Raw genomic sequence first — 13,554 nt, forward strand, 5'->3', positions numbered from 1 at the left:
CGCTCACTCCGACGGGACAACGGCCGCGAACACCGTCTGCTCGCCCTTGCTGCACGTCGTGCCTCCTTGCGACGCGGGTGGTCCCGACGTGCACAGCCACCCCGACACGGTGTCGTTCACCGCGTCGTTGGACCCGGCGCCCTGGCGGCCGGCGATCTTCGCGTGGAAGTCGCGGACGAGTGTCATGGCCTCGGCGCACGGCACACCGCCCGCCTGGCTGTCGAACACGTACAGCGTCAGGCCGCTCGCGGCCGTCACGGTGCCGCAGGAGCCCGGAACCGTGGTGGCCGACGTCGTGGGCTTCGCCGTCGTGCCCGGCGGCGCGTGCGTCGGCTGAGGCGGCGGGGGAGGGGAGAACGTCGTCGACGGCGGTGACGACGTCGGGGTGGTCGCGGACGGTGGCGGCGGTGCGGCCAGCCGGGGTGCGGGGTCGCCCGAACAGGCGGCGAGCGCCGGCACCACGAGCCAGGCCGCGAGCAGCGGCCGCCACGCGGGCTTCGACGGGGGCACCGGAGTCCTTTCGCCGGGGGTTCTGCCGGACATTCTGGCCCCCGGGACGCGCCGTAACCGGCACCGACACCCGGCACGGCGGACGGAGGTTACCGGAACCGGGGCTTCCGTCTCGCCGGGCTCCCCCGGAAGTGGGTCTACTGTGGACGGTTAAGCTGGTGTTAACGCGTTGATACAGCGGAAATCCTTTTCTCACCGATCGGACGAATCTCCGGCGCGGCCGCTAACGCCCGCCGCTCTCGTGCCGAAATACCGGTGGGAACGCCCCGTCGCGTTCCCGTCCCCGTCCACCCGCCGACCCCGAGAGACAAGAGCACCGCGAGCATGACCACCGAAACGGCCAGCGAGCCCGTCACCCCGTCAGCCACCGCAGAGACTTCAGAGACCTCAGTGACCGCAGAGATCTCCGAGACCTCCGGGAACTCCAAGGCCACGCCGCCCACCGCGCCCTGCAGCGTCGTGTGGTGCTGCGGCCGGCCCTACGTCCTCGAAGGCCGTCCCGGCCGTGCCCGCTGGGCCGGCACGGACGACCGCGGCCGCCCCGAGACGCTCAGCAACGCCGAACTCCAGCGCCGGGGCTGGAGCCACCGCCGCGCCGGCTGAGCGAACCGAGTTCGCACCCGCGGCCGGGTCCGCGCACCCCGTGACCCGGCCGCACCGCCGCCCCGTTGCCCGCATCCGCCATCAGCCGCCGCGCGGGCAAGCGCTGGCGGCGGGAAATCCGCGACCCGACCGCGTGACCACCGGCGTCAGCGGCGCTCGCCCCCTCTAGGCTGGGCGGGTGACGACGGTCCCCGAGCCCAAGACGGAGCCTTCCCTGCTGCGGCAGGCGTTCAACGTCCCGAACATCCTGTCGCTGCTGCGGCTCGCGGGCGTGCCCGTGTTCCTCTGGCTCCTGCTGGGCCCGAAGGAGGACGGGTGGGCGCTCGCGCTGCTCGTCTTCTCGGCGCTCACCGACTGGCTCGACGGCAAGCTCGCCCGCTGGCTCGACCAGATGTCGCGGCTGGGACAGCTGCTCGATCCCGCTGCCGACCGGTTGTACATCCTCGCGACCCTCGTCGCGTTCCTCATCCGCGGCATCATCCCCTGGTGGGTCGTGGTGCCGCTCGTGCTGCGCGAGGCCGTGCTCGGCGTGTGCGTGCTGGCCCTGCGCCGCGCCGGGTTCGCGCCGCCCGAAGTGACTTACATCGGCAAGGGCGCGACCTTCGTGCTGATGTACGCGTTCCCGTTCCTGCTGCTCACGCAGGGCGGGTCCACGGTGGCCGCGGTGGCGCGGCCGATCGCCTACGCCTTCATGATCTGGGGCGGGGCGCTCTACGTGTGGTCCGGCGCGCTGTACGTCATGCAGGCAGTGCGCGCACTGCGCAGCCGGTGATGGAAGACTGCCCGCGAGAAATCGGTTCCAGGAAGGGGAGGGGCGTTGACCACTCCAGAAGAGCTGCGTTACACGGAGGAACACGAGTGGGTGGCCACGCGGGAGGGCGCGCTCGTCCGCGTGGGCATCACGGAGTACGCCCAGGACCAGCTCGGCGACGTCGTGTTCGTCGACCTGCCCGAGGTCGGCAAGCAGGTCGGCGCGGGCGACGTCTTCGGCGAGGTCGAGTCGACCAAGAGCGTCTCGGAGCTGTTCGCGCCGGTCGACGGCGAGATCGTGGCGGTGAACGACGCGGTGGGCGAATCGCCGGAACTGATCAATTCCGACCCCTACGGCGAAGGCTGGCTCGTCGAGATCCGCATGGACGACCCGTCGGGGCTTGACGCCCTGCTCGAAGCCGAGGCGTACCAGGCGCTGACCAACGGCTGAGCCCGTTCGGGCTGGCCCGGGGGTTCCGCAGGCCGAAGGGGGGAGCCCCGGGGTCCGGAACCGATCAGGCACGGTACGTTGGCAGCTACACGTTCTTGGTCAATGGCAACATCTTGTGTAGAGGAGAGCTCAGGTGAGCACGAACGACGGGCCCGGCGTTCCCCCGGAGCAGTCTCCGGAGCGGACCTCTGTCTTCCGGGCCGACTTCCTGGCCGACGTCGAAGGCCAGGAGTCCGCGCCGGCCGCCGAGGCACCGGTCCAGGGTGTCGACGCCCTGCCACCGGGTTCCGCCCTCCTGGTCGTCAAGCGCGGCCCCAACGCGGGTTCGCGCTTCCTGCTGGACCGCGACACCACGAGCGCGGGCCGGCATCCCGACAGCGACATCTTCCTCGACGACGTCACGGTCTCCCGCCGGCACGCCGAGTTCCGGCGTGAGGGCGGGGAGTTCGTCGTCATCGACGTCGGTTCCCTGAACGGCACGTACGTCAACCGCGAGCCGGTCGACCAGGCCGTGCTCGCCGGCGGCGACGAGGTCCAGATCGGGAAGTTCCGCCTCGTCTTCCTGACGGGCCCGGGGCACGGGGGCCAGGGGGCGCAGTGACGGCGGCCGGGCAGCCCGGTCGTTCGGAGGCTCGGCGCGACGGGTTGAGCATCGGGGCGGTCCTGGCGCAGCTGCGCGGCGACTTCCCCGATGTCACCATCTCGAAGATCCGGTTCCTCGAGGCGGAAGGCCTGGTTCGGCCGGGCCGCACGGCCTCGGGGTACCGGCAGTTCGCCCCGGCGGACGTGGAGCGGCTGCGCTTCGTGCTGTCCGCGCAGCGGGATCACTACCTCCCGCTCAAGGTCATCAAGGAACAGCTGGACGCGGCGGACTCCGGTGCGGAGCCCGCCGCGGCCGCACCTCGCCTGCCTCGCAAGCTGGTGTCGCTCGACCCGGCCGACACCGGCGGCCTGCCGGCGGCGGAGGACTTCGAGACCGGGCCCGAGGTCCGGCTGACGCAGGAAGAGCTGCTGGCGCAAGCCGGCATCGACGTCGCCACCCTCGCCGAACTGCAGCAGTACGGTCTCGTGCGGCCGGGCGCGGCCGGGTTCTTCGGGCCCGACACGGTGCTGATCGCGCGCACGGTGAAGGCGATGACCGAATTCGGTATCGAGCCGAGACACCTGCGTGCCTTCCGCGCGGCGGCCGACCGCGAGGTCGGGCTCCTCGAGCAGATCGTGACCCCGGTGTATCGCCACCGTGACGAGGACGCGAAAGCCCGGGCCGACGAGGTGGTCCGGGAGCTCGCGGCGCTGTCGGTGACGCTGCACACGCTCCTCGTGAAGGCGGGTATCCGGGGTGTCACCGGTGGCTGAACCGGACACATCGGGCCGAGAAGCCGTTCACATCACTTGTCAATGCCTGAATGTTGGGCTCTGCATGCCGTACCGTGAGAGACGGTTTGCGGCGCAGCGAACCGAGAAAGTCCGCCACTAGCGAGCACAGTGCCCTGAGGACGGGTAGCGTCGAACCCAACGGCGCGAGTACGTCTCACCGCGCTGCAGCCCGTGTGCACGAGAGGGAGGCGAAACCCGATGAGCGAGATGCGCGTCGTCGGTGTGCGGGTGGAGCTGCCCCACAATCAGCCGATCTTGTTGCTGCGGGAGACCGAGGGCGAGCGGTACCTGCCGATCTGGATCGGGTCGGTCGAGGCGACCGCGATCGCCTTGGAGCAGCAGGGAGTCCGGCCCGCCCGGCCACTGACCCACGACCTGCTCAAAGACGTCATCGGCGCGCTCGGCCGCGAACTCGAGCAGGTCGTGATCACCGATCTGAAAGAAGGCACGTTCTTCGCCGAGCTGGTCTTCGACGGTGACATCCGGGTGTCCGCCCGCCCGAGCGACTCGGTCGCGCTGGCGCTGCGGATCGGCGTCCCCATCCACGCGGTCGACGCGGTGCTGGAGGAAGCCGGCCTGATCATCCCGGACGAGCAGGAGGACGAGGTCGAGAAGTTCCGCGAGTTCCTCGACTCCGTCTCCCCGGAAGACTTCCGCGGCGCCGACACCTGAGCCGTGCCGCCGGCGCGAGCGCGGTCGTCCCCCCGCGTTCGCGCCGACATCAGCGCTTCGGGGCCGTCGCCCGTTCGAACAGGTCCGCGACCTCCCGCCCGTAGCGGTCGAGGTCGATCGACGGGTCCGCCGCGTACGCCGCCGCCACACCGTCGATGGCCTGGGCGATCGACATCGCCATCACCTCCGGCGCGAACTCGCCGAACGCCCCTTCGGCCTGCCCCTGCCTGAGCTGGCGTTGCACGGCGCCCACGCGCAGCTCGCCCACCAGCACCGACGTCATGGCCCAGCCGTCCGCGTCGCCGGCATTCGCCGACAGCTCACCGAGCACCTTGACGCACTCGGGGTATTCGCGCAGGAACGCCACTGACGTCTCGATGTGCGCTCGCAGGTTCCGCGGCCGGTCACCGGGGTCGATGCCGTGGGTGCGCTCCTGGAGGAACATCGCCTTCGTCTCGGACACCGTGCTCAGCACGTTCTGCATCAGCCCGGCCTTGTTCGTGAAGTGGTAGCTGATCATGCGAGTGCTGGAGAGCCCCGCACGGTCCTTGATCTTGGCGAACGTCGTGCGCGCGTAGCCGTGATCGGCGATCGTCGCGATGGTCGCGCCGATGATCTGCGCTCGCGTGGTCGCCTCGGTGACGCTCAGGCCCAGCTCGGCCTGCGTGTCGAGGTTTACTCGCATGAGTAAATAGTTACTTGGCTGGATAAGCCATGTCAACTCGTACGGCGAACGGACCAAAGCCCCGAGACGAGCTGGAGGTACGCCGCGCGTCGCGTTGACCGGTCCGCAACGCGGCCTTACCGTCGAAGGCGGTAAATCGCCACGATGTGATTCTCCGACCGGAGCGCGGTCGCGGCGGTTCACCCCGGCCGATCCCGCTCCTGGGCTCGACCGGCTGTCGTTCGCCGGCCACCAGGTCGGGCGAAGGGAGGCTTGCGTGGTCGAGGCTGGTAGTCCGGAGAGGCCGCCCGTTCGTGCCGCCGATGGCGAGCAGGGCGAGCTGTTCCCCGACTCCTCCCTTCCGGACGAGCTGGTCGGCTACCGCGGCCCGGCCGCGTGCCAGATCGCGGGGATCACGTACCGGCAGCTCGACTACTGGGCCCGGACGAAGCTGGTCGCGCCGAGCATCCGCACCGCCCACGGCTCGGGCTCGCAGCGGCTGTACTCGTTCAAGGACATCCTGGTCCTCAAGGTCGTGAAGCGCTTGCTGGACACCGGGGTCTCGCTGCAGAACATCCGCGTCGCGGTCGATCACCTGCGCGTGCGCGGGGTCCGCGACCTGGCCCGCGTCACCCTCTTCTCCGACGGAACCACGGTGTACGAGTGCACCTCACCGGAGGAGATCGTGGATCTGCTCCAGGGCGGCCAGGGTGTGTTCGGCATCGCGGTCAGCGGCGCGATGCAGGAGATCAGCGGAACCATCCACGAGTTCCCGGCCGAACGGGCCGACGGCGGCGTGATCGAATCGGTCGTTCCGGACGAGCTCACCCAGCGCCGCAACTCCCGCCGCACCGGGTGATCACCGCCCGCGAAGGCGCGCTAGACTGAGCGTGCGGTCGACGAACCCGCGCGGGAGAGACCGAGCCGGCATCCACGAGCTCGGCGCCGAAGGAGCAAGTCCTCCCCGGAACCTCTCAGGCACCCCGGACCGCGCGGACGAGACGCCTCTGGAAAGTGGGCCGGTTGGAGACCACCAGCCGGTTCCGCCGACGGTGCAAGCCCGGCAATCCACGCGGGTGAAACTCTCAGGCGCCCCAAGGGGTACGGACAGAGTGGGGAGGACCACGGACCTGGCTGTCGCGCCGGGTCTGTGAAGGGTCGTTCCGGGTGGTTCAGACCTCATGCGGCGGAACGGGTGATCGTTTCGCGCCAGGATCACGGCTCCCGCATTGGTCTGAACCGCGCATCCGTCCACAGTGGACCGACGCGGCGGCGGACCCGCGTCCGGGCGAGCCCGCCGCTCTCGCGCGGCACGTCAGCCCGGGATCTTGTCCAGGAACCCGTGCACCTTGGTGATGCGGCCGTCGGCGAGTTCGACGACGTCGAAACCGATGGCGAGGGGCTCGGTGGCACCCGGCGCCGTGAGGTACCAGTGAAAGCGCGCCAGGTCGTGGTGCGCGTCCGGTGCCTCCGGCAGGCTGAACGTCAACCCGGCGAACTGCGCCTGCGCACCGCCGATGAAGCCGTCGATGCCGTCGTGGCCGGTGACGGCGCCGAGCGGGTCGGTGTAGGACACGTCGGGCGTGAAGACTTCGGCGACGAGGGCGCGCCGGCGCTCGGCGTCGGTCTCGTTCCAGATGGCGATGTACTGCTCGACGGTGGTGGTCACATCGGACACGGGTGCTCTCCCTCTGCTTGGCGGACAACGGGTTCGTCGTCCGGCGTGCCGCCAAGACTGCTGCGGCCGGCGCCATCCGTCGATTACGCGGGAGGTAACGCCCGCCCGGCCCGAAACCCGCACCCGCCGATTACCCCCGGGGTAATGGCCCCGGGCCGCCGCGGGCCGTAGCGTCGGACCCGTGACGACTTCGGTGAAGGCCCCCACGCGGCGCGCGGTCGGCGAGCTCCTGCGGGAGTGGCGCGACCGGCGCCGCATCAGCCAGCTCGACCTCGCTATCGCGGCGGACGTCTCCACGCGCCACCTGAGCTTCGTCGAGACCGGTCGGTCCCAGCCGAGCCGCGAGATGGTGCTGCGCCTCGGCGAGCACCTCGACGTCCCGCTGCGCGAACGCAACCGGCTCCTGCTCGCGGCCGGCTACGCGCCCGCGTACGGCGAGAGCGAGCTGACCGCGCCGGAGCTGACGGCGGTGCGTGACGCGGTCCGGCAGCTGCTCACCGGCCACGACCCGTACCCCGCGGCCGTCGTCGACCGCGGCTGGAACCTGGTCGATGCCAACAGCAGCCTCGGCCTGCTCGTCGAGGGGGTGGCACCGGACTTGCTGGCCGCCCCGGTCAACGTCCTGCGGGCCACGCTGCACCCCGACGGCATGGCGCCGCGCATCCTGAACCTGGGGGAGTGGCGCGCCCACCTGCTCGGCCGGCTGCGCCGGCAGGTCGAGAGCACCGCCGACGCCGAGCTCGCCGAACTGCTCGCGGAACTGCGCGGGTACCCGTGCGATCAGCCCGTGCCGGAGGTCGAGATGCCCGGGCCCGGCGACATCTTCGTCCCGCTGCGCTACGTGCACCGCGGCACCGAGCTGACGTTCTTCAGCACCGTGGCCACTTTCGGTACGCCGCTCGACGTCACCGTGGCCGAACTGGTCATCGAGTCGTTCTACCCCGCGGACCCCGGGACGGCGCGGTACCTGCGCTCGCGGGAGGGCTGAACACGCCGGACGGCGAGGTGCTGGGCCGGGGCGCGCGAGGAGTGGAAGGATCGTCGGTGCACCCCAGGACACCGCAGTGAGGATCCCGCCTTCATGGCCAACCCGCCCCTGCTCACCCTGAACAACTCCGTGCCGATCCCGCAGCTCGGGTTCGGCGTCTACCAGGTCCGCGCCGCGCAGGCGGAGAAGGTCGTCGCGGCGGCGATCGAAGCAGGTTACCGCAGCATCGACACCGCCACTCTCTACGGCAACGAGGCCGAGGTCGGCGCGGCCGTCCGCGCGTCGGGCCTGCCACGGGAAGAGCTGTTCGTGACCACCAAGGTGTGGAACGACTCTCACGGCTACGACAGCACCCTGCGCGCCTTCGACCGGAGTGCGGCCCAACTCGGGCTCGAGCAGGTCGACCTCTACCTCATCCACTGGCCGCAGCCGCGGCTGGATCGCTACGTCGAGACCTGGCGCGCGCTGGAGCGGCTCTACCGCGACGGCCGCGTGCGTGCGATCGGGGTGTCGAACTTCGGCATCCCGCAGCTGCGGCGGCTGCTCGACGAGACCGACGTGGTTCCGGCCGTGAACCAGGTGGAGCTGCACCCGTGGTTGCAGCAGCTGCCGCTGCGCACCTTCCACGCCGAGTACGGGATCGCCACCGAGGCGTGGAGCCCGCTCGCGCGCGGGCGGCTGCTGGGCGAGCGCGTGCTCACCTCGCTCGCGGCGAAGTACGGCAAGTCGCCGGCTCAGCTGGTGCTGCGCTGGCACCTGCAGCAGGGGATCATCGCCATCCCGAAGTCGGTGACGCCCTCGCGGATCCAAGAGAACTTCGCGGTGTTCGACTTCGAGCTCGCCGACGACGACCTCGTCGCGCTGGCCGAGCTCGACGAAGGCCGCCGCACGGGCGCCGACCCCGAAGCGTTCGGCTGAGCACCCGCGACCAGCGGCCGGCCCCGGTGTCCGGGACCGGCCGCTGGTCGCGTTCGGAGGTCAGGCCGCGCGGATGCCGGCCGCCGCGAAGGCCGCCAGCTGCGCAGGTTCCTTGAGGTACGCGCGGAAGGTCTGCGTGGCGCGCTGCTGGTTCTCGTCGGTCGCCGGCCCGCCGAGCGATGAGCCCACCAGACCCACGAACGGGTAGTCGGCGGGCTTGCCGGAGCCGATCGACATCGGCGGCGCGCCGATGAGCGCCGGCTTCGCGTTCGTGAGCTGCGTGATCCAGTACGACGACTCGGGGATCCAGCCGTCGGGCAGGCCGCCGATGGTCGCGACGTCGGTTTTGCCCGTCAGGGCGTTGAGCACGTCGGCGGAGGGCTTGCTCTCGACGTCGACGTGCACGCACGCGCCGTGGCTCTGCGTGAGGTCGGAGTTCCAGCGGGCCGCGGCGGTGTCGACCGGTTGGGCGATCTGCGGGGTGACGACGACCCGCACGGTCGTGCGCGTTCCGGTGCACGTGGCGGCCTGGGCCTCGGCGCGGTTGTTCAGGACGCTGTCGGCGTAGTTCCAGCCGAAGACACCGACCGCGACCAGGATGACGAGTCCCAGGCAGGCGAGGGGCCACTTGGCGATCCGGCGGCGCGGAGCCTTCGCGGCGACGATGCGGTGGGAACCGGTCGTCTCGCTGCGGCCCTGGGGGCGCTTCGGCGGATCGAGAGGGTGCGGCACCGGCTCTTCGGCCAGGCTGTGTCGCCCCATCGTTGTCCTTTCGAGATGTGCGCACACGCGCTGCTACGCAATTAAACCGTTATCACTCTAACAGGTTAGCGACCCTGGGTGAATAACATGACTCACAGTTGCACGGTCTGTGCCCAATTCACCTATTGCCGCCGAGCAGGTGACGGCAGTGCTCGATCAGCCGAGCTCGCAACGGTGCCGCGCGGCGCGCGAAAGCGCCCTGCGCACGGGCGTACTCCGCCCGACCCTCCGGTGTCTCGATGCGGACGGCCGAGTAGCCGTACCCGGCAAGATCATACGGGCTCGCCCGCATGTCGAGTTCGCGGATGTCGGCCGCGAGCTCGAAGCAGTCGGCCACCAGCTCGGCTGGGACGAACGGGTCGAGCTTGTAAGCCCACTTGAACAGATCCATGTTGGCGTGCAGGCAGCCCGGCTGCTCGAACTCGACCTGGTTCTCGCGCGCCGGCTCGAGCGTGTTGCGCTGCCGCGCGGGCGGGGTGAAGAACCGGAAGGCGTCGAAGTGGCCGCAGCGGATCTCCAGCGCCTCCACCACGCGGTCGGTCCCGGCCGAGCCCAGGCGCAGCGGTACCTGCGAGTGGCGCACCTCCGCCGCGGGTTCGCCGTAGACCATCGCCCACTCGTGCAGCCCGAAGCAGCTCAGGCGCGGCGAGCGCGACGCGGTGGCGTCGAGCAGCCGCAGCACGAACTCCGCGGTGCTCACGCGGCGGCCGGTGAACGCGGCCGGGTCGAGCGTCACGCCGTCGTCGGTCTCGACATAGGCGGGCCGGTCGAGGAACCGGCGCGCGCCCGGGCCGGCGAGCACCACGCCCGGGCCCGGTTGCCAGCGCTCGAGGTGACCGGGCCGGTACGAGTAGTACGTGAACAGGAAGTCGAGCACCGGGTGCTTCTCGCCCCGCGCCCGGCGCTCCTGGTGCGGGGCGATCCACGCCCGCATCCGCTGGACGTGGGCCCGTTCCCGGGCCCGCCACTGCGGCTCGGCGAGCACGACCGGCCCGGTCATGCCATCACGTGGGTGCCGTCGCGCACGGTGCCCACGTACTCCTCGACGAGGTCCTCGAGCGCGACGACCCCGACGGCGTGGCCCGCGGCGTCGAGCGCCCGCGCGAGGTGGCTGCCTTCCTTGCGCATGGCCGAAAGCGCCACGTCCAGCCGCGCGTCGGCGCGCAGTTCGGTGAGCGGGCGCGTCTTCGAGTCCGGCACGCTCGTGTCCGGGCTCTGACCCACGAGGTCGAGCACGTCCTTCACGTGGATGTAGCCGGTGAGCGTGCCGTCGTCGGTGCAGACCGGGAAACGCGAGAACCCGGTGGAGGACACCGCGCGCTCGACGTCGCCGAGCGTCGGTCCACAAGGGAGGGTCGTGAGCTGCGCGGTCGGCACCAGCACGTCGGAGACGGTCTTCGCGACCGACGACAGCGTCTGCGAGAGCCGCTGGTGCTCCGACTGGTCCAGCAGGCCTTCCCGGCGCGACTCGCTCAGCAGCTCGGCCAGCTCGTCGGACGTGTAGGCCGTCTCCAGCTCGTCCTTGGGTTCCACCTTCACCAGGCGCAGGATCGAGTTCGCCACGAAGTTCAGGAACCAGATCACCGGGTTCGCGAGCTTCACCCACGCGACGTGCGCCGGGACCAGCCACAGCGCGAGCCGCTCCGGCTCGGCGATCGCGAGGTTCTTCGGGACCATCTCGCCGACGAGCACGTGCAGCATCGTGATGAACGCCAGCGCGATCGCGAACGACACCGGGTGCAGCACCTGCTGGGGCAGCCCGAGCAGGTCGAAGAACCCGGAGAGCCGGTGCGCCACCGCGGGTTCGCCCAGCCGGCCCAGCAGCAGCGAGCAGATGGTGATGCCCAGCTGCGCGCCGGCGAGCATGCGCGACACGTGCATGCTCGCGCCGATCACGATCTTCGCGCGCGTCTTCCCCTGTTCCAGCAACGCTTCCAGCCGGTCGCGGCGCGAGGAGATCAGGGTGAACTCGGCGCCGACGAAGAACGCGTTCGCCAGCAGCAGCACCACGACGAGGGCGATGTTCAGCCAGTCGTTCACGCGATCACCTCGTGCCCGGCGGTCTGCGGTTCGGCCACCGGCTCGACGGGCCGCACCTCGACCTCGGCGATCCGGTGCCGGTCCATGCACGTGACGGTGAGCCGCCAGCCGTCGACCACGGCCGCGTCACCCTCGGCGGGGATGCGGCCGAGCCGCTCCAGGATCAGGCCGGCGATGGTCTCGTAGTCGCCGTCGGGCATGCGGAACCCGGTGACCTCGCTGACCTCGTCCGAGCGCAGCTGGCCGGACACCAGCCAGCTGTCGGAGCCGACCTGTTGCGAGGCCGGGGCTTCGCGCTCGTCGTGCTCGTCGCGGACGTCGCCGATGATCTCCTCGACCACGTCCTCGAGCGTCACGAGTCCCGCCGTGCCGCCGTATTCGTCGACGACGAGGGCGAGCTGGTAGCGCGAGTCGCGCAGGCGGTTGAGCAGGTCGTCGCCCGAGAGCGATTCGGGCACGGTCGGGACCGGGCGCATCACCGAGGCGATGGGGACGGTCGCGCGTTCGTCGGCCGCGACGGCGAACACCTGCTTGACGTGCACGGCGCCCTGCACATCGTCGAGGTCCTCGCGGTACACGGGGAACCGCGAGAACCCGGTGCGGCGCGAGATCTCGATGAGGTCGTTGATCGTGTCGTCGACGGTCAGCGACTCAACCTGCACCCGCGGGGTCATCAGTTCCTCCGCGGTGCGCTCGCCGAAGCGCAGCGACCGGTCCAGCAGCTCCGCCGTGGACGTGTCGAGCTTCCCGCTCTCGGCGCTGGAGCGCACGATCGAGCCGAGCTCCTGCGGGGAGCGCGCCGACCGCAGTTCTTCCTGCGGCTCCACACCGAACTTGCGCACCACGAAGTTGGCGCTGTTGTTCATCAGCGTGATGAGCCAGCGGAACAGCGCCGAAAACTTCGAGTGGTAGCCGGTGACGGCGCGAGCCGTGATCAGCGGGCGCGCGATCGCGATGTTCTTCGGCACCATCTCGCCGAGGATCATCGACAGGAACGTGGCCAGGACCAGCGCGACGACCACCGAGATGCCGGCGGCGACGGCGGTGGAGAACCCCACCGAGTCGAAGAGCGGGCGCACGAGCTCGCCGATGAGCGGCTCGGCCAGATAACCGGTGACCAGCGTGGTCAGCGTGATCGCGACCTGCGCGCCGGAGAGCTGGAAGCTCAGCGTGCGGTGGGCCTTCTGCACCGCGAGCGAGCGGCGGTCGCCGTTCTGGCGGACGTCGGCCTCGACCGTGCTGCGCTCAAGCGCGGTGAGCGAGAACTCCGCGGCGACGGCGAGGCCGGTGCCGATCGTGAGCAGGACGAACAGGAACACGCCGAGGACGGAGAGCAGGACGTGGGTCATGCCGCACCGCCCACGGAGGGCGAGGGGGCGGCTGGCGGGAAGCCGGGTCGTCGACCCGGCCCGGTACTGTCACCGGGCGACTGCGCGGCGCGCACGTGTGGAGTCACTCCTAGCGAAGATGAATCGGCTTGTACTGCGACGATGCCGACAATCCTAACGTGTGCCCGACGAGCGCCGGGGGAGTGCGCCGTGTGTCGGACGGCTCAGCGCGGCCGGCGGCCCAGCAGTGCGACCAGCCGCGTCGCCGCGCTCGCGCCGCGGCCCACCGCGACCGGCGGGTCGAACAGGCCGATGCCCTGCCAGTCGTCGACCATCGGACGCAGCACCTCGAGCAGGTGCGCGGCCAGGTCGGACGGCACCGGGTTGGGCTTGCCGAGCGCCATCGCGAGGTCCCAGCCGTGCACCGCGAGGTCGAGCACCATCTGCCAGCCGTACTCTTCGGCGGGGATCAGTCCGAAGGAGACGTGCACGGTGCGCTGCAGCACGCCCGGCGCGACCCACGCTTCGCGCGCGGCCGCGGCGGCCGTCTCCCACGCCGCGACCGGGTCGTCGCCGAGCACGTCGCCGTCGAAGCGGTCGCCGACGTCGTCCAAAGTGGCACCGTCGAGCAGCAACGGCGCCCACAGCTGTTCGGCCACGAGATGGTTGACCAGGTCGCGGACGGACCACCCGGCGCACGGGGTGGCGCGCCGCCAGTCGGCGGGGCCGGTTTCGTGCACGGCCCGGTCGAACACTTCGAGGGCTCGCGCGTGGGCGTCGAGGAGGTGCACGGGCACATTCAACACGAATTCC

17 protein-coding genes and 1 riboswitch are annotated in these 13,554 nt (G+C 70.7%); of the genes, 9 read left to right on the top strand and 8 right to left on the bottom strand.

Annotation, left to right across the window (positions count from 1 at the left end; translation table 11 throughout):
• Positions 1 to 3: 3 nt before the first annotated feature.
• Entirely contained in the window at positions 4 to 510 is a 507-nt protein-coding gene (locus I6J71_RS48400) for a hypothetical protein (RefSeq protein ID WP_239155022.1), read from the bottom strand.
• Between the two features lie 390 nt (positions 511 to 900).
• Here I6J71_RS48400 and I6J71_RS18910 point away from each other — a divergent pair, with 390 nt between their 5' ends.
• From I6J71_RS18910 to I6J71_RS18935, 6 genes are all read left to right on the top strand, one after another.
• Positions 901 to 1,113, top strand: a complete 213-nt coding sequence (locus I6J71_RS18910) for a hypothetical protein (protein WP_239155024.1) — start codon at positions 901 to 903, stop codon at positions 1,111 to 1,113.
• Between the two features lie 178 nt (positions 1,114 to 1,291).
• Entirely contained in the window at positions 1,292 to 1,885 is a 594-nt protein-coding gene (locus I6J71_RS18915; protein ID WP_204095907.1) for a CDP-alcohol phosphatidyltransferase family protein, read from the top strand.
• 45 nt (positions 1,886 to 1,930) lie between these two features.
• A complete protein-coding gene (gene gcvH / locus I6J71_RS18920) occupies positions 1,931 to 2,314 on the top strand; it encodes a glycine cleavage system protein GcvH (RefSeq protein WP_204095908.1) in 384 nt (127 codons plus the stop codon).
• Between the two features lie 133 nt (positions 2,315 to 2,447).
• On the top strand, positions 2,448 to 2,915 hold the full coding sequence (gene garA / locus I6J71_RS18925; protein ID WP_033287853.1) for a glycogen accumulation regulator GarA: 468 nt from the start codon (positions 2,448 to 2,450) through the stop codon (positions 2,913 to 2,915).
• Positions 2,912 to 3,670, top strand: coding sequence for a MerR family transcriptional regulator (locus I6J71_RS18930; RefSeq protein ID WP_204095909.1), 759 nt, complete (start codon positions 2,912 to 2,914; stop codon positions 3,668 to 3,670). The genes garA and I6J71_RS18930 overlap by 4 nt, the downstream gene beginning before the upstream one ends.
• Positions 3,671 to 3,889: 219 nt before the next feature.
• Positions 3,890 to 4,363, top strand: coding sequence for a bifunctional nuclease family protein (locus I6J71_RS18935; RefSeq protein ID WP_204095910.1), 474 nt, complete (start codon positions 3,890 to 3,892; stop codon positions 4,361 to 4,363).
• Between the two features lie 49 nt (positions 4,364 to 4,412).
• Here I6J71_RS18935 and I6J71_RS18940 read toward each other — a convergent pair whose 3' ends face one another.
• Positions 4,413 to 5,048 (bottom strand): TetR/AcrR family transcriptional regulator, encoded by a 636-nt coding sequence (locus I6J71_RS18940; protein ID WP_204095911.1) that lies wholly within the window; start codon positions 5,046 to 5,048, stop codon positions 4,413 to 4,415.
• A 256-nt stretch (positions 5,049 to 5,304) separates the two neighbouring features.
• On the opposite strand from I6J71_RS18940, the gene I6J71_RS18945 reads away from it, so the two are divergent.
• Entirely contained in the window at positions 5,305 to 5,886 is a 582-nt protein-coding gene (locus I6J71_RS18945; RefSeq protein ID WP_204095912.1) for a MerR family transcriptional regulator, read from the top strand.
• 41 nt (positions 5,887 to 5,927) lie between these two features.
• Positions 5,928 to 6,028: riboswitch (glycine riboswitch) on the top strand.
• A gap of 314 nt (positions 6,029 to 6,342) precedes the next feature.
• Here the strand turns inward: I6J71_RS18945 and I6J71_RS18950 are convergent.
• Entirely contained in the window at positions 6,343 to 6,705 is a 363-nt protein-coding gene (locus tag I6J71_RS18950; protein WP_204095913.1) for a nuclear transport factor 2 family protein, read from the bottom strand.
• A 181-nt stretch (positions 6,706 to 6,886) separates the two neighbouring features.
• Between I6J71_RS18950 and I6J71_RS18955 the strand changes: the two genes are divergently transcribed.
• On the top strand, positions 6,887 to 7,693 hold the full coding sequence (locus I6J71_RS18955; protein ID WP_239155026.1) for a helix-turn-helix domain-containing protein: 807 nt from the start codon (positions 6,887 to 6,889) through the stop codon (positions 7,691 to 7,693).
• 93 nt (positions 7,694 to 7,786) lie between these two features.
• The gene (locus tag I6J71_RS18960; RefSeq protein ID WP_204095914.1) at positions 7,787 to 8,611 is read left to right on the top strand and encodes an aldo/keto reductase; all 825 of its coding nucleotides are present in this window, start codon (positions 7,787 to 7,789) and stop codon (positions 8,609 to 8,611) included.
• Between the two features lie 60 nt (positions 8,612 to 8,671).
• On the opposite strand, the gene I6J71_RS18965 is transcribed toward I6J71_RS18960, so the two are convergent.
• From I6J71_RS18965 to I6J71_RS18985, 5 genes are all read right to left on the bottom strand, one after another.
• Complete coding sequence (locus I6J71_RS18965) at positions 8,672 to 9,373, bottom strand: substrate-binding domain-containing protein (RefSeq protein WP_204095915.1); 702 nt, start codon at positions 9,371 to 9,373, stop codon at positions 8,672 to 8,674.
• A gap of 118 nt (positions 9,374 to 9,491) precedes the next feature.
• On the bottom strand, positions 9,492 to 10,373 hold the full coding sequence (locus I6J71_RS18970) for a 3-methyladenine DNA glycosylase (RefSeq protein WP_204095916.1): 882 nt from the start codon (positions 10,371 to 10,373) through the stop codon (positions 9,492 to 9,494).
• Positions 10,370 to 11,413 carry a hemolysin family protein gene (locus I6J71_RS18975; RefSeq protein WP_204095917.1) on the bottom strand — a complete coding sequence of 348 codons (1,044 nt, stop codon included), beginning with the start codon at positions 11,411 to 11,413 and terminating at the stop codon, positions 10,370 to 10,372. The genes I6J71_RS18970 and I6J71_RS18975 overlap by 4 nt, the downstream gene beginning before the upstream one ends.
• Entirely contained in the window at positions 11,410 to 12,762 is a 1,353-nt protein-coding gene (locus tag I6J71_RS18980; RefSeq protein ID WP_204095918.1) for a hemolysin family protein, read from the bottom strand. The genes I6J71_RS18975 and I6J71_RS18980 overlap by 4 nt, the downstream gene beginning before the upstream one ends.
• Positions 12,763 to 12,965: 203 nt before the next feature.
• A complete protein-coding gene (locus tag I6J71_RS18985; protein ID WP_239155028.1) occupies positions 12,966 to 13,547 on the bottom strand; it encodes a TIGR03086 family metal-binding protein in 582 nt (193 codons plus the stop codon).
• Between the last annotated feature and the right edge of the window lie 7 nt (positions 13,548 to 13,554).

The sequence above is a fragment of the Amycolatopsis sp. FDAARGOS 1241 genome, assembly GCF_016889705.1.
Classification (GTDB): Bacteria; Actinomycetota; Actinomycetes; order Mycobacteriales; family Pseudonocardiaceae; genus Amycolatopsis.